This is a genomic window from Heyndrickxia coagulans 36D1 (assembly GCF_000169195.2).
GTDB lineage: Bacteria > Bacillota > Bacilli > Bacillales > Bacillaceae_C > Weizmannia > Weizmannia faecalis.
In genome coordinates, this window is sequence record NC_016023.1 from 3,158,250 (window position 1) to 3,179,378 (window position 21,129).

Genomic DNA, 21,129 nt, shown 5'->3' on the forward strand with positions numbered 1-21,129 from the left:
CTTGAACAAGAAAATATTGATAAACTACTAAAGTTGATTTGTTTTGCGAAAACGGAACAGAAAGGGTGAATCGTATGGCAAAACCGGTTGTGGCAATTGTCGGACGCCCGAATGTAGGCAAATCTACCATTTTTAACCGAATTGTAGGAGAGCGCGTTTCGATTGTGGAAGATGTTCCGGGAGTGACAAGGGACCGCATATACAGTCCGGCTGAATGGCTGACACACGAATTTAACGTGATTGATACAGGCGGCATTGATATCGGGGATGAACCGTTCCTCGAGCAGATCCGGCAGCAGGCTGAAATCGCCATCCAGGAAGCGGATGTGATCATTTTTATCACAAGCGGCAGAGAAGGCGTGACTTCTGCGGATGAAATGGTCGCCAAAATATTGTACCGGTCAAAAAAGCCGGTCGTTCTGGCAGTGAACAAGGTCGACAATCCCGAGATGCGCACCCAGATTTATGATTTTTACGCCCTCGGTTTTGGCGATCCTTTCCCGATATCAGGCGCACACGGCCTCGGCCTTGGCGACCTGCTCGATGCAGTTGTCAAACATTTTCCGGAAAAAGCGGACGAGGAGTACGGGGAAGATGTCATTAAATTTTGTTTCATCGGGAGGCCGAACGTCGGAAAATCTTCGCTGTTTAATGCGATTCTCGGCGAAGAGCGCGTCATTGTTAGCGACATAGAAGGGACGACAAGAGACGCAGTGGATACCGTCTATACTTATGAAGATCAAACTTATGTTATGATTGATACAGCAGGGATGCGCAAAAAAGGAAAAGTGTATGAAAACACGGAAAAATACAGTGTGCTGCGCGCATTGAGGGCGATTGAGCGTTCCGATGTCGTCTGTGTCGTTTTAAACGGCGAGGAAGGGATCCGCGAACAGGATAAGCGGATTGCCGGCTACGCCCATGAAGCGGGCCGCGGCGTGATCATTGTCGTCAACAAATGGGATGCCGTTCAAAAAGATGAAAAAACGATGAATCAGTTTACACAGAAAATCCGGGACCATTTTCAGTTTCTTGATTATGCGCCGGTCATTTACGTATCGGCAAAAACGAAAAAGAGGCTGGACCAGCTGTTCCCGCTGCTTAAGACGGTCAGCGAGAACCATGCGATGCGCGTGAAGTCCAGCGTGCTGAATGAAGTTATAACGGATGCGGTTGCGATGAATCCGACGCCGACGGACAAAGGGCGGCGGCTGAAAATTTTTTATGCAACGCAAGTCTCCGTCAAACCGCCGACGATCGTTGTGTTTGTCAATGATCCCGAATTGATGCATTTTTCGTACGAACGTTTTTTGGAAAATCGGATCCGTGATGCGTTTGGTTTTACCGGAACGCCGATCCACATCATCGCCCGTGCGCGTAAATAAACATAAAGAGGGTGTTTCATTTGTCCAAAAAAACGATTGCAGTGCTCGGCGCGGGGAGCTGGGGCACTGCCTTGTCGATTGTTTTGGCTGATAACGGCTTTCAGGTCAGGTTGTGGGGAAACAAAAAAGGCCAGATCGATGAAATCAATACATCCCATACAAACGCGTTTTATTTGCCGGGCATTCAGCTGCAATCTGCCATTACCGGCATCTTTTCACTTGAAGAAGCGTTAGACGACATTGATACCGCTGTACTGGCGGTCCCTACAAAAGCGGTGCGTGATGTATGCAGGCAAGTAAAAGCGGTGCGGAAAAGCCCGCTTTCCATCATCCATGTCACGAAAGGGATTGAACCGGGTTCCCTGATGCGCATTTCGGAAATGATTGAAGAAGAAATGCCGGAATCGTTGCTGCGGGATCTCACGGTTTTATCGGGGCCGAGCCATGCTGAAGAAGTCAGCCTGCGCCACCCGACGACCGTAACCGTTTCATCGAAAAAAATGGCAGCTGCCAAAAAAGCGCAGGACATTTTTATGAACTCGAATTTTCGCGTCTATACGAATCCCGACATCATTGGCGTCGAATTGGGCGGTTCCCTGAAAAATATTATTGCGCTTGCAGCCGGCATTTCGGACGGCCTCGGCTACGGGGACAATGCGAAAGCGGCTTTAATGACAAGAGGGCTTGCGGAAATCGCCCGGCTCGGCACTAAAATGGGTGCAAATCCGCTCACTTTTCTCGGGCTTGCCGGAATTGGCGACCTGATCGTGACGTGTACGAGTGTCCACTCGCGGAACTGGCGGGCCGGCAATATGCTCGGCAAAGGCAAAAAGCTCGATGATGTGCTGGAACAAATGGGAATGGTCGTGGAAGGCGTCCGGACAACAAAGGCGGCTTACCAGCTCTCCAGCCGGTACGAAGTGAAAATGCCGATTACCGATGCCCTTTACCATGTCTTATTTGAAGGACTTGATCCGAAAGAAGCAGTCGACAATTTAATGGGCCGGCTGAAAAAACATGAAATGGAAGGTTTGATGGATATGCTGGGGGAACAGTACTAGGCATCTTGGCAAAAAAGTCCCGGTAGGCTTTCGGACGATACCGGATGGATGCATGTTGCATAAACTGCAAGGAAAAAGAATTCGCTTTAAACTGCGCAGGCTGGGTATAGTCAACCTTTTCTCCGGGGCAGACGTTCGCCCCGGCCTTTTTTATGCCGTAAATTGAAACATTTCAAAAGCTTATGATATAATGTCCGAAGTCCGAAAAGTTTACGAATTTTACAAGGGAGAAAGGGGAGATGGTTTTGTCCCGGGGGATGGCGAATATGTGGATTTCGCTTTTTGGCATGGGCCTGCTCTGTTTGGCGATGGTATTGATTGTTGCAAGCCGATACAGGCTGAAACAAAAACTGTTCAAATGGGCGGCTGCTGTGATTGCGTATGCCTGCCTGGCGCTGGGCGGCCTGATTATGGCTTATATCGTGCTGAGCGGGCCGGCAAATTAACCGGAGGGGGAGATCGTTTTGCACTTCAAAAATATGCTGCTATTGCTTGTAGCTGTTTGCGCCTGCATCAGTTTAGGCGGCTGCCTTTATCCGGGGGCACAGGAAAAAGAAAGCGGGCTGCCGGATGACATGCAGCTTCAAATGGTGCAAAAAGCTGTAGATGAATACCGGAAAGACAATAGCGGCCTGCTTCCGATCAAGACAAAGCCGCAAAATACGCCGGTCTATTTAAAATACCCGATTGATTTCAACAAGCTGAAAAGCCCGAAAAACTACCTGCCCGATCCGCCGGCAAATGCGTATGACAACGGCGGCACGTTGCAATATGTGCTCCTTGATCCGGAACATCATCCGACGGTCAAAGTGTTTGATACGAGAATACCCGAGAAAATAAGAGACTTGCAAATCCGGATTGCGTCCCAGGGCTATCCGCCATTTAAAAAAGAGATTGCAAGAAATGTATACGCTTTAGATTTTAAAAAGCTCGGTTACAAAACAGATCCGTACGTGGTGTCTCCGTATACCGGCCGGAAACTGCCGTTTGTCATTACCGGGAGAGGCGGCATTTATGTCGATTACCGGGCTGATCTGGCAAAAGCGCTCAAAACGGGCAAGCGGGCGTTTAAACCCGGGGAAGATATCCGCGTGCTGTTAACTGAAGGCTCCCCGTTTGTACCGGCTTATTCCCTTCCCTGCACCGTAAATCAAAAAAATGAACCGGTATTTATGGCAAAATAGTCATAACCCTTTCTCATCCCAATATATTGTTAGAGAAAGGGTTTATTTTTTGGTCCTGCGTCTCTTCGTAAGGAAAAATTTTGAAAAAATAAACAGGGGCAAATCCTGTACAGCAACTTTTTGAAAATCTATAAAAAATCATTTTATAGACATAAGGCGGTCGGACAACATCATACACATATAATGTCCTATCATCAGCGCGAATGATGGTGTCCCGGGAACGAATGTGGGGAGGGAAACAAATTGGAAAAAGTTGATATTTTTAAAGATATTGCAGAACGTACGGGCGGCGATATTTATTTGGGGGTCGTGGGCGCCGTCAGAACGGGGAAATCCACTTTTATTAAAAAATTCATGGAACTCGTTGTGCTTCCGAACATTACAAACGAAGCGGACAGAAACCGGGCGCAGGATGAACTCCCGCAAAGCGCGGCTGGGAGAACGATTATGACGACAGAACCGAAATTTGTGCCGAACCAGGCGGTTGCTGTCCATGTCGACGAAGGGCTTGATGTGAACATCCGGCTTGTCGACTGTGTCGGCTACACGGTTCCGGGCGCGAAAGGATATGAAGATGAAAACGGCCCGCGCATGATCCATACGCCGTGGTATGAAGAACCGATTTCTTTCCACGAAGCGGCGGAAATCGGCACGAGAAAGGTCATTCAGGAACATTCAAGCATTGGGGTTGTGATCACGACAGACGGCACGATCGGCGAAATTCCGCGTGAGGATTACGTGGAAGCGGAAGAAAGGGTTGTTGCCGAGTTAAAAGAAGTCGGCAAACCGTTTATCATTGTTGTAAATTCGGCAAAGCCGCATCATTCGGAGACGGAAATGCTGAGGGCGGAATTGCAGGAAAAGTATGATCTTCCGGTGCTCGCCATGTCAGTGGAAAGCATGCGTGAAGCCGATGTGCTGAATGTGCTGCGGGAAGCGCTGTACGAATTTCCGGTACTGGAAGTCAATGTGAACCTGCCGAGCTGGGTCATGGTGTTAAAAGAAAACCACTGGCTGCGTGAAAATTATCAGGACGCCGTGAAAGAGTCAGTAAAAGACATTAAGCGGCTACGCGATGTGGACCGCGTTGTCCAGGCTTTTAACGAATATGAATTTATTGAATCTGCAAGCCTTGCTGGCATTGAAATGGGGCAAGGGGTGGCGGAAATCGACCTCGAGGCGCCGGATGAACTGTACGACCAGGTCTTAAAGGAAATCGTCGGCGTTGAAATCCGCGGCAAGGATCATCTGCTCGAGCTGATGCAGGATTTCGCCCATGCAAAATCGGAATACGACCAAATTTCCGATGCCCTGAAAATGGTGAAACAAACCGGCTACGGGATTGCCTCACCTTCCCTGCAGGATATGAGCCTGGATGAGCCGGAAATCATCCGCCAAGGATCCCGTTTCGGCGTCCGGCTGAAGGCAGTGGCGCCGTCCATCCATATGATCAAAGTCGATGTCGAATCGGAATTTGCCCCGATCATCGGGACGGAAAAGCAGAGCGAGGAGCTTGTGCGGTACCTGATGCAGGATTTTGAAGATGACCCGCTGTCCATCTGGAATTCGGATATTTTCGGGCGCAACTTAAGTTCCATTGTCAGGGAAGGCATCCAGGCAAAATTATCGCTTATGCCGGAAAATGCCCGCTATAAGTTAAAAGAAACGCTCGAACGGATCATTAACGAAGGGTCAGGCGGCCTGATCGCCATTATTTTGTAAGAGGGATACCGCGGTATCCCTTTTTTGTATACGTGGGACGAGCATCTTTGGCCGCAAGTTAGAATTTTTTCGGGAAAAGTACTTTAAATCCGAAAAAAATTGAAAAGTTTTCCTTTGTTAGCGAATAGTTCTTGCACCTCTCTTGCGATTATGATAATCTTTTAACAGAATTGGTGCTGAAAAGCCTGATTCCATCCGGTTTTAAACGTTTATGATGAGGGAAAACCGTATACACTGAAGAGAAGAAACTGGAAATGACTTCTACGTTTCTTTTGGAGGAGGTGAATGGAATGAATAAAACGGATTTAATCAATGCAGTGGCAGAAGCTACCGAACTTTCCAAAAAAGATACGACAAAAGCAGTTGACGCTATTTTTGATACAATTCAAAATGCATTGGCAAACGGAGATAAAGTCCAACTGATCGGGTTTGGTAATTTCGAAGTGCGCGAACGCGCTGCCCGTAAAGGAAGAAACCCGCAAACCGGCGAGGAAATCGACATTGCGGCAAGCAAAGTGCCTGCATTCAAGCCGGGGAAAGCGCTTAAAGACGCAGTGAAGTAATTACATATGGTTGGCTTTGAGCGGAAAAAAGGCTGCCTGGGCAGCCTTTTTTTTTAATACAGCAGGGCCCAAAAAAGGGAAACGCGCATACGTTTGGCACCCGTTTTCCCGGGGCAAATGCCTGCGAAATCCCGGTACAGCCGGGGAAAGCCTGAGCGCGGCGTTTCCGGCGCTTTGACTGCAAACGGCGCTGTGGTAAGATGAATATATGAAAAGTTTTTTAAACGAATAAAAAGGAGGCCCGAAAATGAAAGCAGAGGCGCAGGCGGATTATATCGTCGTGAAAGCGTTGCAGGACGGGGTGAGCGTCATTGGGCTGTCAAGGGGTACCGATACGAAGCTGAACCATACGGAAATGCTGGATGATGGCGAAGTGCTGTCGCACAGTTTACCGAACATACTTCCATGATCAAGATTCGCGGTGAAGCGCAAATCATGACCGGCATCGGGAGTTTGCAAAGCGAAGCGAAAAAATAAACCGAAATCAATTTGTTAACGGCCGTTTTACATATGTGATATAATAAACTACAGCTTATTTTTAGGCCAGATCAACGAAGAAACGGGGAAAGGGTTATGTCATACCAGAGGGAGCAGCAAATTGCCGCAATCAAACAGGCGATTGAAGAAGAAGTGGCACACGACTATTTAAATCAGTTTATTGATGCCCCATACATAGATGAAGACCGGATTTTGCTTTTGATAAGCAGCCTTGCGGGGCAGCCGTATACGGAACATGAAGTGAAGCAGTTTGTTGCGACTGCCATGCTGATCCAGATTGCCCTTGACACCCATGAAAAAGTAACCAATGCAAATGAAAATCAAAAAAACCGCCAGCTTACTGTTCTAGCGGGGGATTATTTCAGCAGCCTTTACTACAAACTGCTTGCGGGCGTGCACAACGTCCGGCTTGTCGGCATACTGGCGGAAGGAATCAAATCCGTAAATGAATATAAAGTGATGCTTTACCAATTTGACGATTCCGACGCGGAAACGTTCGTCGGGCATTTGAAAAAAACCGAATCCGCGATTATTACAAAATTTATGCAGTTTTTCGGTTCGCAGCCGCTCATCCGTTTAAGCGAAGAACTGCTTTTGTTTAACCGGCTGTTAAGGGAAAAGAAACAGGCTGAAAACGGGAAGCGCTCCATCCTGTTTGAAGCCTTGAACAAAATGGCTTACCCGGGTGACGGGCGCCCTTTTGAGCAGCTGCCGCATGAGAAAAAGCGGAAACTATTTTATATTTGTGAGAAGTATTTGAAAGAAAGCATCCGTGCGCTGCAGGCTGCGGCCATGTCGTGCGGAAACGAAATGCTTTCAGAGCGGATCCGCCTGCTGTTGGGGCGGTATGGCGATGCAACGAGATTATATGCGGAGGAAGGGTAACCATGATGCCAAAAGAAGAACGGGTACACGCCGTTTTCGAAAAAATTTCGCAAAACTACGACAGGATGAACTCGGTGATCAGCTTCAGCCAGCATAAACGGTGGCGGAAAGACCTGATGCGGAAAATGGCGGTAAGAGAAGGGAGCAACGCACTCGATCTGTGCTGCGGGACGGCGGACTGGACGATTGCCCTCGCACAGGCAGTGGGCGAATCCGGCAGTGTGACAGGGCTCGATTTCAGTGAAAGCATGCTTGAAGTCGGGAAGCGGAAAGTGGACACGCTTGGCTTAAAAAATGTCGCGCTCCGTTACGGAAATGCAATGGAACTGCCATTTGAAGATGCAACGTTTGATTATGTGACGGTCGGGTTCGGACTCAGGAATGTCCCGGACTACAAACAGGTTTTGCAGGAAATGTACAGGGTGCTGAAGCCCGGCGGCATGGCGGCCTGCCTGGAAACCTCCCAGCCGGTGATTCCCGGGTACAGGCAGCTTTATTACTTTTATTTCCGCCGGATCATGCCGCTTCTCGGACAATGGCTCGCAAAAAGCTACCGGGAATATTCCTGGCTTCAGGAATCGGCACTGCAGTTTCCGGGAATGGAAGAACTGGCGGCTGCTTTTTCCGATGCGGGTTTTGGCCGGATTTTGTACAAGCCGTTTGCCGGCGGGGCCGCAGCTGCACATATTGCCTTGAAAGAGAAATGATGATCGGATGGAGACGGAATGAAGGTACAAATGCTGTACTCGTTTTTAAAAACGGATATTGAGCTTATTGAACAAGAGCTGGCCAACGCTGTCGCATCAAACGCTGCTTTGATACAGCAGGCATCTGAAAGTTTGCTGAAAGCGGGAGGAAAAAGGATCCGCCCCGTATTTGTACTGCTCGGCGCGAAATTCGGAGATTACGAAATCGAACGTGTCAAAAATGTCGCTGTTGCACTGGAATTGATCCATATGGCATCGCTCGTGCACGATGATGTCATTGATGATGCCGAATTGCGCCGGGGAAAACCGACCGTAAAAGCCAAATGGGACAACCGGATTGCCATGTATACAGGCGATTATATTCTCGCAACCGCGCTTGAATATATTACAAAAGTGGAGGATCTCTCCGCCCACCAAATTCTGGCGGATACACTTGTTGAAGTGTGCGTCGGCGAAATTGAGCAAATTAAGGATAAATACCGGTTTCATCAAAATTTGCGCTGTTACTTAAGGCGGATCAAGCGGAAAACGGCGTTGCTGATTGCAGCTAGCTGCCAGCTCGGGGCGATTGCATCGGGCGCCGACGAAAACATCCACCGCCAATTGTACCGGTTTGGCTACAATGTCGGGATGAGCTATCAAATTATTGATGATATCCTGGATTTTACCGGCACGGAGAAGCAGCTTGGAAAACCGGCAGGCGAAGATTTGCGCCAGGGCAATGTAACGCTTCCGGTGCTTTTTGCAAGGGAAGACCCAAAAATCAGAAAAAAGCTGGAATATGTCCATGAGCACATGCCAAAAGCGGAGCTTGAAGACGTTGTCAGACTGGTCAAACAGTCCGGCGCGATCGAACGGTCTTATGCAGTGAGCAACTGCTATCTAGAGAAAGCGCTCGGTACGCTTGAGCAGCTTCCGGATACCCGTTTTAAAAAAATGCTGGCAGATTTGGCGCGTTATATGGGAAAAAGAAAGTTTTAAAAGAAAGCAGGGCTGCCGGGCAGTGCCCTGCGTTGGCGGCCCGGTTTTGAAGCGCTTACTTCAAACATATTGAGATTTTCCCGCCACCATGGTACGATTTTCTATGGCCAAGATGTCTTACATAGTAGAAATGCGAATGGAGTGGATGAAGATGGAAAGGACTTTTTTAATGGTAAAACCGGATGGGGTCAGCCGCCAGCTGATCGGCGAAATCGTTTCCCGCTTTGAAAAGAAAGGGTTTCGGCTTGCGGGGGCAAAATTGATGCAAATTTCGGATGAACTTGCAAAAAAGCATTACGCTGAGCATAAAGAACGCCCTTTTTTCAATGATCTCGTGGCATTTATTACTTCCGGTCCGGTCTTTGCCATGGTTTGGGAAGGCGAAAACATCATCGCTACCGCACGGCAAATGATGGGCAAAACGAATCCGGCCGAAGCCGCCCCGGGGACGATCCGCGGCGATTACGGCGTGATTGTCAGCAAAAACATTATTCACGGTTCCGACTCACCAGAAAGCGCGAAACGTGAAATTTCCCTGTTTTTCCGGGAAGATGAGCTGATCTCATACAGTCGGCCGGCGGATGCTTCGATTTATTAAATCATGCAAAAAAAGATTGGCGATCCTCTCCGCGCCAATCTTTTTTTATGTTAAAATAAACGGTATGAACCAACAAATCTGAATAAAAATACGGGGATTGCATAATGAAAACAGAACTGGATGATTACGGCCGGTTCATTGCGCAAGTCAAAAAGAAAACGGGGATCGATTTATCTTTGTATAAAGAAGCGCAAATGAAAAGAAGGCTGACGACATTATATGAAAAAAGAGGTTTTTCATCTTTCAGTGAATTTTTTCACGGATTGGACAAAAACGAACATTTGCTGGAAGAATTTTTGGACAGAATGACGATTAATGTTTCAGAATTTTATAGAAATAAGTCAAGATGGGATGTGCTCGAACGGAACATTTTGCCCGGGCTGCTGAAAGAAAAAGGAGAAAAACTGAAAATCTGGAGTGCCGCTTCTTCTACGGGCGAAGAACCGTATACGATGGCGATGATCTTGTCCAAGTATTTACCGCTTAATAAGATTCAGATTCTGGCGACCGATATTGATCAAAAAGCCCTGCAGAAAGCAGAAGCCGGCGTTTATTCCGAACGTTCGATCCTGGAAGTGCCGCGCGAAATGAAACAAAAATATTTTCAAAAAAGCAGCGGAGGTCCGTTCTATCGAATTGCGGACGAAATCAGGCGGGCGGTGGTGTTCAAACAACATAATTTGCTGCACGACCCTTATCCGGCAGCGGATCTGATTATTTGCCGGAACGTGCTGATTTATTTTACAGGAGAAGCCAAAGTGTCTGTTTACCGGAATTTCAGCAAAACGCTGTCGGCAAACGGCATATTATTTGTCGGCAGCACGGAGCAGATTTTCAATCCGGCTGCGTATGGATTTGAAATTGTAGACACCTTTTTCTATAGAAAAATATAAAGCGCTCCATCTATTCGATTTATAGCGATTGTGGTATAGTAATAGATATGTAATGCTTTAAAGTGATGAAGGGGGATGCAGAATGAGATATTTGACAGCAGGCGAGTCGCACGGCCCGGCGCTGACCACCATTATTGAAGGCCTTCCAGCGGGCATGCCGCTGACAGCTGAAGAAATTAACACTGACCTTGCCAGAAGGCAGAAAGGTTACGGCCGGGGACGGAGAATGCAGATAGAAAAGGACAGGGCAATCATTTCTGCCGGCGTTCGCCACGGATTGACGCTCGGTTCGCCGGTTGCGCTCACGGTTGAAAACAGGGACTGGGTGCACTGGAATAAGATCATGGGCATTGAGCCCCTTCCAGACGATGCGGACGATGTGAAACGGCGTGTGACCCGTCCGCGCCCGGGGCATGCCGATCTTGCCGGCGGGATCAAATACGGGCACAGGGATTTGCGCAATGTGCTCGAACGCTCTTCCGCACGCGAGACCACCGTTCGTGTGGCCGCCGGGGCTGTCGCGAAAAAACTGCTGAAAGAGCTCGGCATTGAAGTGGCCTCGCATGTGCTTGAAATCGGGGGTGTCCGCGCGGAAAAGGTGTCATATGATTCCCTTGCTTCCTTGCAGGAAAAAGCGGACGGTTCACCGGTACGCTGTTTGGATGACGGGGCGGCGCAAAAAATGATGGAAGCCATCGACACGGCAAAGAAAAACGGCGACTCGATCGGCGGCATTGTCGAAGTGATCGCAACCGGGATGCCGGCCGGTGTCGGCAGTTATGTTCATTACGACCGGAAGCTGGATGCAAAGCTGGCGCGCGCCATCATCAGCATCAATGCGTTTAAAGGGGTGGAATTCGGGCTTGGCTTTGAAATGGCACACCGGCCCGGGAGCGAAGTCCATGATGAAATCGCCTGGTCGGAAGAAACGGGCTATACGCGCAAAACGAACCGGCTCGGCGGCTTTGAAGGCGGTATGACAACCGGCATGCCGATTGTCGTAAGAGGTGTCATGAAGCCGATCCCGACATTGTATAAGCCGCTTCAAAGCGTTGATATCGAAACGAAGGAACCTTTTGCAGCGAGCATCGAACGTTCCGACAGCTGTGCGGTGCCGGCAGCGAGCGTCGTCTGTGAGGCCGTTGTCGCCTGGGAGCTGGCGGAAGCGATCACTGCCCAGTTTTACAGCGACAGGATGGATGTGCTGAAAAAAACGGTTGCGGAGCAAAGAGAATACGGAAGGTTGTTTTAAATGGAAACGATCATCATTGATACAGAAACAAAACAGTACCCGGTATACATAGCAAGCGGCGCGCTCCAGGAGCTGGGTCCGCTCGTCCGCAAATATACGCGCTGCATGGTCATAACAGATCAAAATGTCCGGCCGCTTCACTTGGACAAACTGCTTTCACAGCTTCCGGAAAGCGCGGAACAGTGTGTACTGACCGTGCCAGCTGGGGAAGATGCCAAAACGTTTGAAGTCTACCAAGAAGCTTTGACGTTTGCCGTGGAACATCATTTAGACCGGAAATCATGCATTCTTGCCTTTGGCGGGGGCGCGGTCGGCGATCTTGCCGGTTTTGTGGCGGCAACCTATATGCGCGGCATTGCGTTTATTCAAATCCCGACAACCATTTTGGCCCATGACAGCGCGGTCGGCGGCAAAGTAGCGATCAATCACCCGCTTGGAAAAAACCTCGTCGGCGCTTTTTACCAGCCGGAATTTGTATTGTATGACACAGATTTCCTGCGCACGCTCCCCAAAAAGCAGCTGTTAAGCGGATTTGCCGAACTTGTAAAGCATGCGCTTCTTTCGGATAAGGAGTTCCTTAAAGAATTGCAAACAAAGATTCCGGACGGCGGGCATCTTTTATCCCCGCATCTTCCGGACTTGTTGAAAAAAGGGATCAAAGTAAAGGCAGATATTGTCCGCAAAGATGAAAAAGAAACGGGTGTGCGTGCCTTTTTGAATTTCGGGCATACGCTTGGGCATGCCCTTGAGGCGCACGGCGGGTTCGGGAAAATCACCCATGGCGAAGCGGTCATGACCGGTATCGTCTACGCGCTTTTGATCAGCAGGGAACAGACCGGCCTTCAATTTGATTTGCCGCAATTTCTCAGCTGGATCGAAACGCTCGGCTATGATTGGAAAATTCCGGCTGGCGCAGCATTTGACGAAATCTATGCTTATATGAAACGCGATAAAAAAACAATTGCCGGCAATATTCACTTCGTCCTGCTTGAGTCTGTCGGCAAACCGGTGCTGGCTGAAGTGGACAAAGACCGGCTGAGCCGTCTGTTTCTGCTGCAGCAAAAGGGGGATTTGCATACATGATACGCGGAATACGCGGAGCGACTACGGTCGAGCGCGATCACGAAAGCGAAGTCCTTGCTGCTACTTCTGAGCTGATGAATGCCTTGATCGAAAAAAACGGGATCAAGCCGGACCGCGTTGCTTCCCTTTTGTTCTCGGCAACAGCCGATATCCGTTCGGCTTTTCCTTCGAAAGTCATGCGCCAATTCAGCGGCTGGAAGTATGTCCCGATTATGAATATGCAAGAAATTCCGGTTGAAGGAAGCCTTGTCCGCTGCATCCGTATCCTGATCCATGTCGACACGGACATTGGGCAGGAGGACATAAAACATGTGTATTTGCGCCGTGCAGCCGTGCTTCGTCCGGATTTAACAAAATAAGAGAATGCTAACGTGTCACGAACCGAAAGGAGAGAATGCGATCACCCCCTGGCTTGCGCTCTTGCATGGAAGCAGGGGACTCTCGCTAAAGATGATGAAATGGAGAACAAAAATTACGGATTTGCATGCATATGTGCCCGGAAAGACCATTGATGAAGTGAAAAAACAATACAGGCTCGATTCAATCGTGAAACTGGCATCCAATGAAAATCCGTTCGGCTATTCCCCGAAAGTGGATGAGGCTTTGAAAAACTTTCAGCCTGCTTTTACCCGTTATCCGGACGGGCACGCCTTACAACTGAGACAGAAAATGGCCGCACATCTCGGCGTTGATCCAACCGAACTGATTTTTACAAACGGGACGGACGAACTGATCCAAATCGTTTCCAGGTCACTCCTCGAACCAGGCAAAAATACGGTGATGGCCGCACCGACATTTTCCCAATACAAACATAATGCCATCATCGAGGGCGCCGAAGTCCGTGAAGTACCCTTAAAAGACGGGCGGCATGACCTGGAGGCGATGCTCGGGCAAATTGATGAAAACACGGCGGTTGTCTGGATTTGCAGCCCGAACAATCCGACGGGGACGTATACGACCGAACAGGAGTTGACCGCTTTTCTTGACCGCGTGCCGGAAGACGTGCTCGTTTTTATCGATGAAGCGTACAGCGAATACGTGGTCGCAAAAGATTACGAACAGGCGCTGACATTATTCCGCCGGTATCATCATTTGATTGTCAGCCGGACATTTTCGAAAATTTACGGACTGGCCGGTTTACGCGTCGGCTACGGGATTGCCGATCGAACGATCATCCAAAAGCTCGAGCCGGTGCGCCCGCCATTTAATACCAATGTCCTTGGCCAGCTGGCTGCCCAGGCGGCGTTGGAGGACCAGGCGTTTATCCAGAGCTGCCGCGACAAAAACCGGCAGGGGCTCGAACACTTTTATGCGTTTTGCCGCCGCAACAGCCTTGCATTTTACCCGTCGCAGGCAAATTTTATTTTAATCGATTTTCAATGCGATAGTGAGGAAGTTTGCCGGTTTTTGCTTGGCAGGGGATATATCGTCCGCTCCGGGGAAGCGCTCGGGATGCCGGGGACGGTCCGGGTGACCATCGGGTCGGAAGAACAGAACCGGGGCGTACTCGGGGCGATCGGGGCTTTTCTGGAAAGCCGCAAATGAACTTGACAACGGCGGGCCTTTTGACAGCAAAAGGCCGCCTTTTTACAAAAAGAGGTGGCACCTTTGAAAGGAAATGTGTTTGTGATCGGGCTCGGGTTAATCGGGGGATCCATTGCACTAGCGATTAAAAAGGAACATCCGGAAGCCAAGGTCACAGGGTATGATGCCAAATTGGAAGAAATGAAAATGGCAAAAGCCCTGATGGTCGTGGATGATTACGTGGAAACGATCCAAGACGGCGTGCGTGGCGCGGATTTAATTATATTGGCCACGCCGGTGCTTGTAACGGAAAAATTGATCGGGCAGCTCGGGCAAATGGAATTGAAGGAAAATGTGATCATCACCGATACGGGCAGCACGAAAGAAAGCATCATGGCAAAGGCGCAGCGGCTCGCCGGCAACAACACCGTTTTTATCGGCGGGCATCCGATGGCCGGTTCCCATAAAAGCGGCGTTACGGCCGCCAGCCTGTCCCTGTTTGAAAATGCCTTTTATTTGCTTACGCCTTTCCATGAACAAGATCAGCGGACGGAAGAATTGAAACAGTGGCTGAAAGGAACAAAGGCAAATTTCATCACCGTTTCTCCGGAAATGCATGATGAAATGGTTGCGGTCATCAGCCATTTTCCGCATGTTATCGCAGCGTCACTTGTCCATCTTGTGAAAGATGCAGATGCGGAATATCCCCTTTTAAAAAGGCTTGCTGCTGGGGGTTTCCGTGATATTACACGGATTGCCTCCTCAAGCCCGCAAATGTGGGCGGACATCTCTTGCGGTAACAGGGAAAACCTGATCAGGCTTTTGGATAGATGGGCGAAAAATCTTCAGGAAGTGAAAAAGGCGCTTGCAGACAACAAGTATGAGCTTCTCCACCGCTTTTATGCGGAAGCGAAACAATACCGCGACTGCCTTCCAATCAGCGGATCGGGCGCAATCCCGTCTTTTTACGATTTATTTGTCGATATTCCGGATGTCCCGGGGGTTGTTTCTCAAATTACCAATAAACTGGCGGAAAAAGGAATCTCTATTACGAATATCCGCATCCTTGAGGCGCGGGAAGATATATACGGCGTGCTCCGGATCAGTTTTCGCTCGGAAAACGACCGCGATCTAGCCATGAATCTTTTAAAAAAAGAAACCCCGCATGAAGTCTATATCCAATAGAAGGTGGTGGCTGCAATGGAAAAATTGGCACCCGCGCAAACAGGGTTAAAAGGTACGATTAAAGTTCCGGGGGATAAATCGATTTCCCACCGGTCGGTTATGTTTGCCGCTGTCGCCAGGGGAAAAACGATGGTAGAAAATTTTCTCCCCGGCGCCGACTGTTTGAGCACCATTCATTGTTTTCAGCAAATGAGCGTGCCGATCGAACGGGATGGCACCCGGGTGGTGATTGCTGGAAAAGGATGGGACGGTTTGGCGGAGCCGGAAACGGTGCTCGATACCGGAAACTCCGGTACGACGACCCGCCTGATGCTCGGTCTTCTTGCCGGCCGGCCCTTCCATTCGGTCATTGCCGGCGACGAATCGATTGCAAAGCGCCCAATGCAGCGCGTCACAAAACCGCTTTGCGAAATGGGCGCGCACATTGACGGAAGAATGGGCGGCAATTTCACCCCTCTTTCTATAAGGGGCGGGGCGCTTCAGGGAATCGAATACCGGCTGCCTGTTGCAAGCGCGCAGGTAAAATCCGCGCTTCTTTTAGCCGGTCTTCAGGCAGACGGCACTACAATCGTGCATGAGCCGCAGCCCACCCGCGACCATACTGAACGAATGATCCGGGCATTTGGCGGCGAGGTCAGGACGGAAGGGAGAACGATTTCCGTCCGGGGCGGCACGGTTTTCCATGGCACGGAGATCGTTGTGCCCGGCGATATCTCATCCGCCGCCTTTTTTATGGCTGCTGCTTCGCTCGTGCCCGGGAGTGAAATCGTCTTGCCGGATGTCGGGCTCAATCCGACCCGTGCCGGGATCATTGACGTTTTAAAGCAAATGGGCGCGGATATGGAAGTGATCGAAACACATGCCCCATCTGACGGCGAGCAAACAGGCACGTTGGTGATCCGTCCGGCTGCTTTACAAGGCGTTGAAATCGGCGGCGGGCTGATTCCGCGCCTCATTGATGAAATTCCAATCATTGCCCTTCTTGCTACACAGGCGGAAGGCAGGACGGTCATAAAAGATGCCGCAGAACTGAAAGTGAAAGAGACAAACCGGATTGACACGGTTGTCCGGGAATTAAAGAAACTGGGCGCCCATATTGAAGCGACAGCGGATGGCATGATCATTGAAGGCCCTTGCCGGCTTTCAGGCGGGACGGTGGAAAGCCACGGGGATCATAGAATCGGGATGATGCTTGCCGTTGCATCACTTGTGGCAAAGGATGCTGTCTGCCTGAAAGGGGCGGAAGCAATCGCCGTATCATACCCGCAGTTTTTTGATGATCTGAAATCCGTTCTGTAACGGCTTTAGACGCCTATTGAAAACAGGCACCAGCAAAAGAATGAAAATCAGCCGGCGCCTGTTTTCAGGATAACAGAGAACAGCTTGATCATGATGCCCGTGGAAAAGCGGGGTGCGGAAATTCAAAATCCCGTGCCCCGCTTTATTTTTGCTGTGAAAAAAAGGGATTTTCATGCACGGCGGAGAAATACTTAAACAGGGAACCCGGAAAGGCAAATGATTTGCCCTGGCCTTCAAAATTCATTATGATTTAGCCAAAGGCCACCCGCGGTTTTTCCTGCAGGCAAGTGGGCTCCAGGGAAAGGGCGATTGCCATTTTACCAGGGGACCGGGGGAGCGCTTTTAGCGGCAACCGGGGATTTTGGCTTTGCAAGATTCTGGCTTTGCAAAAATCCCGCGGCTAACGTTGCAAAAGGTTCAGCAAAAGGAAACACATCAAAGATTAAAGGAAGATTTTCATGAGCTTAATGGAACAATTGTTGGATCATTTGGAAGAAGGCCGGCTCGAGGAGGCGAAAAAAACATTTGAAGATTTTCTCGCGCTCGGCACGGACGAAGAGAAATATGCGCTTGCCGGGCAACTTGAGGGCCTCGGTTTTCTGAATGAAGCACAGCAATTATATAAAGATTTGCTTGCGTCTTATCCGGATGACGGCGAGCTTGTGATCTTAATGGCGGAAACGCTTATTGATATGGACAATGAAGAAGAAGCCATATTATACCTCGACCGCATTCCGGAGACGGACCCCGATTACCCGCGTGCACTGCTTTTGCTTGCGGATTTGTATCAAATGCAGGGCCTGTATGAGGTCAGCGAAAACAAACTGATGGAAGCTGCATCGCTTTTGCCGGAAGAACCTGTCATCCATTTTGCGCTTGCCGAGTTTTACGCTTCCTGTGCCCGATATGCGGAAGCTTCCCGTGAATATGAGTGGCTTTTGGGCAAAGGGATCGATACATTTGCGGATACAAACATCCACGGGCGCCTTGCAGAAGTGCTGAGCGCAGCGGGCGCGTTTGAAGAGGCCTTGCACCAATATGAGCATGCGATGGAAGGCCGCTTTGAGGCGAACACATTATTTGGATATGCCTTAACCGCGTACCAGGCAGGATTTTATGAAAAAGCGATAGAGCTGTTTGAAGAATTGCGGGAAACGGATCCCGGCTACCATCCGCTTTACCTGTATCTTGGCCGTGCATATGAGCACGAACAAATGCCGGAAGAAGCGCTTGCTGCTGCTGAAAAGGGCATAAAAGAAGACGAGTATGATAAAGAACTTTATCATTTTGCTGGAAAAATGGCTACAAAAGCAGGCGATGAGGAAAAAGCGGAAAATTATTTTAAAAAAGCGCTGGAACTGGATCCCGGCTATTTGGATGCGGCCCTTTCCTACAACGAGCTGCTGCTTCAAAAGGAGCGGTACGAAGAAGTCCGTGACCGGGCCCTCAGCATGGAAAAAGAAGGGGATACCGACCCTCGGCTTTACTGGGATCTGGCCATATCGCTTAAGCATTTGGAAGAATATTCTCAGGCATTAAAGTATTATGGATATGCATATAATGATTTACAAAACGACACGGTGTTTCTGGAGGATTACGGTTATTTCCTGATTGAAGAAGGGAGAAGGAAAGAGGCTTACGGCATTTTCCAAAAGCTTTTGCGCGAAGATCCGGCAAATGATGAATGGATTGCACTTCTTGAAAGGCTTGAAGACGGAAATTAATTGCGGCCATCGTTGCCGGACTTTTTCGTAGGCGGTTTAGACGGGAAAAGGTATAATGAAGGTGTAAACCAATGTTTTATCAAAAAAGCTGCCCGCTGTAAACACGGCCATTCAATTTGCAGAGGAGGGATTACGATGGCTCTCACCCCTGTTTCAATCAACGAGAAAAAGGAGTTTATCCGTTGGTTTTTAAATCATTACCAATTAAAAAGACGGGAGTCAGTCTGGATTTTGAATTATTTAATGAGCCACGACCAGCTGATGGAAAAAGTCCATTTCGTCGAGGAAGCGCATCTTTGCCCGCGCGGCATTATCATGTCGACGCATTGCGTGGACAATGTGCCGTTCCGCTTTTATAAAGATAATATTATGACAACGGATGCGGAAAAGTCTTTCCATGATATCCGGCTGAACCGTGAGGAAGACATTTATATCCAGCTCAATTTCAAAAAATCCCATTTATCGTACCAGTATGCGGCTGTGCTTGAAGAAAACCCGTATATGCCGAAAGATCTCCATATAAACGAGACAGACCGGCAAATGGCGGAAAAATTATTGGAAAAAAGCATGAAAGACTTTAAACGGAATAAACTGCGGGAAGAAATCGACAAAGCGCTCGATGAGAAAGATTACGGCCGTTTTGTCGAATTAAGCGGGGAGATGAAAAAACTGGATGATTAATCTTTCCGGTTTCTGCCCGCGGGGAAAATGAAAGGGGTATCATCTGTGCGCTGGCGTGCAAAAGACATGGAATTGTATCAACAGGAACGTTACTTTATTGACACGGCAGTCCTGCCGCTTGTCCCGGTTTCATTCGGAGACCATATCCGACAGCTCGCTTCCGGATATGAATGGATCCAGATGATCGCAGGCTGCCTCGAGTCGCAATTTAAAGGCCGGATTGTTTTGCTGCCCGCTTTCCCTTATTTGCAGCAGACGATCCCGGACAGTGCGGGGCCTGCCATCAAGTCATGGGAAGCCGAATTGACTGAAAGCGGGTTCCGGCATATTTTTTATTTGACCAGCGATCCCGGCTGGCAAAGGCTTCAGGCCGAACTGAATGGGAATGTGGTCTGGCTGCCGGCTGTTCCGCTTGAACATATGGAACAAAAACAGCAGGATGCCATTGTAGATGAACAGGTAAAACAGCTTATCTCCATTATTGTCCGGTCATGGGGAGAAAACTGAAAAAGTTATATTAAAATATCAGTTTATTTCGAGTAGAAAGATACTTGACATAAAATAGACAATATTTATTGACCGGCAAATATCTTTGTTTTATCATAAGAGTGTATTTGCTACATCTTGAAAATATTAGGAAACCAACAGTTCTGTAAGGGGGGGAACAGGTTGAGCAAAAAAGATCCGGTGTCAAGGAGGCAGTTTTTAAATTACACGCTGATGGGCGTAGGCGGATTTATGGCTGCGGGTGCGCTGATGCCGATGCTCCGTTTTGCCGTCGACCCGGTGCTCGAGGCGGAAGCAGCCGGCGACTTTCATCCAACCAAATTGAAAGTTTCTGATATTAAGAGCGAACCGGTGCGTGTCGATTTTAAATACGAACAGACGGACGGCTGGTATAAGTCGGATGTCACCCAGACGGCCTGGGTGTATAAAGACAGTAAAGGCGATATTGTGGCGCTTTCACCGGTTTGCAAACATCTTGGCTGTACCGTGAACTGGAATACGAACAAAGCGCATCCGAATCAGTTTTTTTGCCCCTGCCACGGCGGACGGTATGAGAAAAACGGGAAAAACATACCGGGAACACCACCTTCCGCGCCTTTGGATGCATACCCTGTCAAAACAAAGGGCGGCTATCTGTACCTGGGCAAACCGCAGAAAAATCCATATGTGAAGTGAGGGGGAAGAGATGCTTAGCAAATTGTATGACTGGGTCGACGAGCGCCTTGATATTACGCCGCTTTGGCGGGATATTGCTGACCATGAAGTGCCGGAGCATGTCAACCCGGCGCACCATTTTTCCGCTTTTGTCTATTGTTTTGGGGGGCTCACTTTTTTTATAACAGCCATCCAGATTCTGTCGGGTATGTTTTTAACGATGTACTATGTTCCGGATATTAAAAATGCCTGGCACTCTGTCTATTATTTGCAGCATGATGTGGCATACGGCCAGATTGTGAGAGGAATGCACCACTGGGGGGCAAGCCTCGTCATCGTCATGATGTTTTTACATACGCTGCGGGTGTTTTTCCAGGGCGCATACAAGAAGCCGCGCGAGCTGAACTGGATTGTCGGCGTGCTCATCTTTTTCGTCATGCTCGGGCTCGGCCTCACCGGTTATTTGCTTCCGTGGGATATGAAAGCGCTTTTTGCGACAAAAGTCAGCCTGCAGATTGCGGATTCGGTGCCGTTTATCGGGCCGTATATTAAAACGCTTTTGGCCGGCCATCCGGATATTGTCGGTGCCCAGACGCTGACGAGATTTTTTGCCATCCATGTCTTTTTCCTGCCAGCGGTGCTGATGCTGCTTTTGGCAGCCCATTTTTTGATGATCCGCAAGCAGGGAATTTCCGGACCGCTGTAATGAATAAGTATCCATAACGGGCAAAAGGAGGGGGAAG

Annotated in this window: 22 protein-coding genes and 1 pseudogene; all 23 read left to right on the forward strand. The window is 49.2% G+C overall.

The window, feature by feature from the left end:
* Positions 1-74 precede the first annotated feature (74 nt).
* Positions 75-1,385, forward strand: a complete 1,311-nt coding sequence (gene der, locus BCOA_RS32365; protein ID WP_014098151.1) for a ribosome biogenesis GTPase Der — start codon at positions 75-77, stop codon at positions 1,383-1,385.
* Between the two features lie 20 nt (positions 1,386-1,405).
* On the forward strand, positions 1,406-2,446 hold the full coding sequence (locus BCOA_RS32370; protein WP_014098152.1) for an NAD(P)H-dependent glycerol-3-phosphate dehydrogenase: 1,041 nt from the start codon (positions 1,406-1,408) through the stop codon (positions 2,444-2,446).
* Positions 2,447-2,685: 239 nt separating this feature from the next.
* Positions 2,686-2,892 carry a DUF2768 domain-containing protein gene (locus BCOA_RS32375; RefSeq protein ID WP_014098153.1) on the forward strand — a complete coding sequence of 69 codons (207 nt, stop codon included), beginning with the start codon at positions 2,686-2,688 and terminating at the stop codon, positions 2,890-2,892.
* 18 nt (positions 2,893-2,910) lie between these two features.
* On the forward strand, positions 2,911-3,630 hold the full coding sequence (locus BCOA_RS32380) for a hypothetical protein (RefSeq protein ID WP_014098154.1): 720 nt from the start codon (positions 2,911-2,913) through the stop codon (positions 3,628-3,630).
* A 243-nt stretch (positions 3,631-3,873) separates the two neighbouring features.
* Positions 3,874-5,352, forward strand: a complete 1,479-nt coding sequence (gene spoIVA, locus BCOA_RS32385) for a stage IV sporulation protein A (RefSeq protein ID WP_014098155.1) — start codon at positions 3,874-3,876, stop codon at positions 5,350-5,352.
* Between the two features lie 290 nt (positions 5,353-5,642).
* The gene (locus tag BCOA_RS32390) at positions 5,643-5,915 is read left to right on the forward strand and encodes an HU family DNA-binding protein (protein WP_013859513.1); all 273 of its coding nucleotides are present in this window, start codon (positions 5,643-5,645) and stop codon (positions 5,913-5,915) included.
* Between the two features lie 247 nt (positions 5,916-6,162).
* Positions 6,163-6,392 (forward strand): annotated as a pseudogene (gene mtrB / locus BCOA_RS32395) (trp RNA-binding attenuation protein MtrB).
* A gap of 96 nt (positions 6,393-6,488) precedes the next feature.
* Entirely contained in the window at positions 6,489-7,298 is an 810-nt protein-coding gene (locus tag BCOA_RS32400) for a heptaprenyl diphosphate synthase component 1 (protein WP_014098157.1), read from the forward strand.
* 2 nt (positions 7,299-7,300) lie between these two features.
* Positions 7,301-8,005 (forward strand): demethylmenaquinone methyltransferase, encoded by a 705-nt coding sequence (locus tag BCOA_RS32405; RefSeq protein WP_014098158.1) that lies wholly within the window; start codon positions 7,301-7,303, stop codon positions 8,003-8,005.
* 18 nt (positions 8,006-8,023) lie between these two features.
* Complete coding sequence (hepT, locus tag BCOA_RS32410; RefSeq protein ID WP_014098159.1) at positions 8,024-8,986, forward strand: heptaprenyl diphosphate synthase component II; 963 nt, start codon at positions 8,024-8,026, stop codon at positions 8,984-8,986.
* Between the two features lie 151 nt (positions 8,987-9,137).
* A complete protein-coding gene (ndk, locus tag BCOA_RS32415) occupies positions 9,138-9,584 on the forward strand; it encodes a nucleoside-diphosphate kinase (RefSeq protein ID WP_014098160.1) in 447 nt (148 codons plus the stop codon).
* Positions 9,585-9,688: 104 nt separating this feature from the next.
* Positions 9,689-10,477: a CheR family methyltransferase gene (locus tag BCOA_RS32420; RefSeq protein ID WP_014098161.1), complete on the forward strand. Its 789-nt coding sequence runs from the start codon at positions 9,689-9,691 to the stop codon at positions 10,475-10,477.
* Positions 10,478-10,559: 82 nt separating this feature from the next.
* Entirely contained in the window at positions 10,560-11,729 is a 1,170-nt protein-coding gene (gene aroC / locus BCOA_RS32425) for a chorismate synthase (RefSeq protein ID WP_014098162.1), read from the forward strand.
* A complete protein-coding gene (gene aroB / locus BCOA_RS32430; protein WP_014098163.1) occupies positions 11,730-12,812 on the forward strand; it encodes a 3-dehydroquinate synthase in 1,083 nt (360 codons plus the stop codon).
* Positions 12,809-13,171, forward strand: a complete 363-nt coding sequence (gene aroH / locus BCOA_RS32435) for a chorismate mutase (protein WP_014098164.1) — start codon at positions 12,809-12,811, stop codon at positions 13,169-13,171. The genes aroB and aroH overlap by 4 nt, the downstream gene beginning before the upstream one ends.
* Positions 13,172-13,262: 91 nt before the next feature.
* Positions 13,263-14,357 carry a histidinol-phosphate transaminase gene (gene hisC, locus BCOA_RS32440; RefSeq protein ID WP_014098165.1) on the forward strand — a complete coding sequence of 365 codons (1,095 nt, stop codon included), beginning with the start codon at positions 13,263-13,265 and terminating at the stop codon, positions 14,355-14,357.
* Between the two features lie 63 nt (positions 14,358-14,420).
* Positions 14,421-15,521 carry a prephenate dehydrogenase gene (locus tag BCOA_RS32445; RefSeq protein WP_014098166.1) on the forward strand — a complete coding sequence of 367 codons (1,101 nt, stop codon included), beginning with the start codon at positions 14,421-14,423 and terminating at the stop codon, positions 15,519-15,521.
* Positions 15,522-15,536: 15 nt separating this feature from the next.
* The gene (gene aroA / locus BCOA_RS32450) at positions 15,537-16,820 is read left to right on the forward strand and encodes a 3-phosphoshikimate 1-carboxyvinyltransferase (RefSeq protein ID WP_014098167.1); all 1,284 of its coding nucleotides are present in this window, start codon (positions 15,537-15,539) and stop codon (positions 16,818-16,820) included.
* Between the two features lie 458 nt (positions 16,821-17,278).
* Positions 17,279-18,544, forward strand: coding sequence for a tetratricopeptide repeat protein (locus tag BCOA_RS32455; protein ID WP_014098168.1), 1,266 nt, complete (start codon positions 17,279-17,281; stop codon positions 18,542-18,544).
* Positions 18,545-18,679: 135 nt separating this feature from the next.
* Positions 18,680-19,225, forward strand: coding sequence for a ReoY family proteolytic degradation factor (locus BCOA_RS32460; RefSeq protein ID WP_014098169.1), 546 nt, complete (start codon positions 18,680-18,682; stop codon positions 19,223-19,225).
* A 45-nt stretch (positions 19,226-19,270) separates the two neighbouring features.
* Complete coding sequence (locus BCOA_RS32465) at positions 19,271-19,732, forward strand: YpiF family protein (protein WP_014098170.1); 462 nt, start codon at positions 19,271-19,273, stop codon at positions 19,730-19,732.
* Between the two features lie 162 nt (positions 19,733-19,894).
* Entirely contained in the window at positions 19,895-20,407 is a 513-nt protein-coding gene (locus tag BCOA_RS32470; RefSeq protein ID WP_013859496.1) for a QcrA and Rieske domain-containing protein, read from the forward strand.
* Positions 20,408-20,417: 10 nt separating this feature from the next.
* Positions 20,418-21,092, forward strand: a complete 675-nt coding sequence (gene qcrB, locus BCOA_RS32475; protein WP_013859495.1) for a menaquinol-cytochrome c reductase cytochrome b subunit — start codon at positions 20,418-20,420, stop codon at positions 21,090-21,092.
* Positions 21,093-21,129: the final 37 nt, after the last annotated feature.

Excerpts from the sequence above, each read along its gene's own strand:
- hepT (WP_014098159.1), top strand. The coding sequence starts at position 8,024 with ATGAAGGTACAAATGCTGTACTCGTTTTTAAAAACGGATATTGAGCTT.
- hisC (WP_014098165.1), top strand. The coding sequence starts at position 13,263 with ATGATGAAATGGAGAACAAAAATTACGGATTTGCATGCATATGTGCCC.
- BCOA_RS32375 (WP_014098153.1), top strand. The coding sequence starts at position 2,686 with ATGGTTTTGTCCCGGGGGATGGCGAATATGTGGATTTCGCTTTTTGGC.
- ndk (WP_014098160.1), top strand. The coding sequence starts at position 9,138 with ATGGAAAGGACTTTTTTAATGGTAAAACCGGATGGGGTCAGCCGCCAG.
- der (WP_014098151.1), top strand. The coding sequence starts at position 75 with ATGGCAAAACCGGTTGTGGCAATTGTCGGACGCCCGAATGTAGGCAAA.
- aroH (WP_014098164.1), top strand. The coding sequence starts at position 12,809 with ATGATACGCGGAATACGCGGAGCGACTACGGTCGAGCGCGATCACGAA.
- BCOA_RS32420 (WP_014098161.1), top strand. The coding sequence starts at position 9,689 with ATGAAAACAGAACTGGATGATTACGGCCGGTTCATTGCGCAAGTCAAA.
- aroA (WP_014098167.1), top strand. The coding sequence starts at position 15,537 with ATGGAAAAATTGGCACCCGCGCAAACAGGGTTAAAAGGTACGATTAAA.
- BCOA_RS32390 (WP_013859513.1), top strand. The coding sequence starts at position 5,643 with ATGAATAAAACGGATTTAATCAATGCAGTGGCAGAAGCTACCGAACTT.
- BCOA_RS32405 (WP_014098158.1), top strand. The coding sequence starts at position 7,301 with ATGATGCCAAAAGAAGAACGGGTACACGCCGTTTTCGAAAAAATTTCG.
- aroC (WP_014098162.1), top strand. The coding sequence starts at position 10,560 with ATGAGATATTTGACAGCAGGCGAGTCGCACGGCCCGGCGCTGACCACC.
- BCOA_RS32460 (WP_014098169.1), top strand. The coding sequence starts at position 18,680 with ATGGCTCTCACCCCTGTTTCAATCAACGAGAAAAAGGAGTTTATCCGT.
- BCOA_RS32400 (WP_014098157.1), top strand. The coding sequence starts at position 6,489 with ATGTCATACCAGAGGGAGCAGCAAATTGCCGCAATCAAACAGGCGATT.
- qcrB (WP_013859495.1), top strand. The coding sequence starts at position 20,418 with ATGCTTAGCAAATTGTATGACTGGGTCGACGAGCGCCTTGATATTACG.
- aroB (WP_014098163.1), top strand. The coding sequence starts at position 11,730 with ATGGAAACGATCATCATTGATACAGAAACAAAACAGTACCCGGTATAC.
- BCOA_RS32455 (WP_014098168.1), top strand. The coding sequence starts at position 17,279 with ATGAGCTTAATGGAACAATTGTTGGATCATTTGGAAGAAGGCCGGCTC.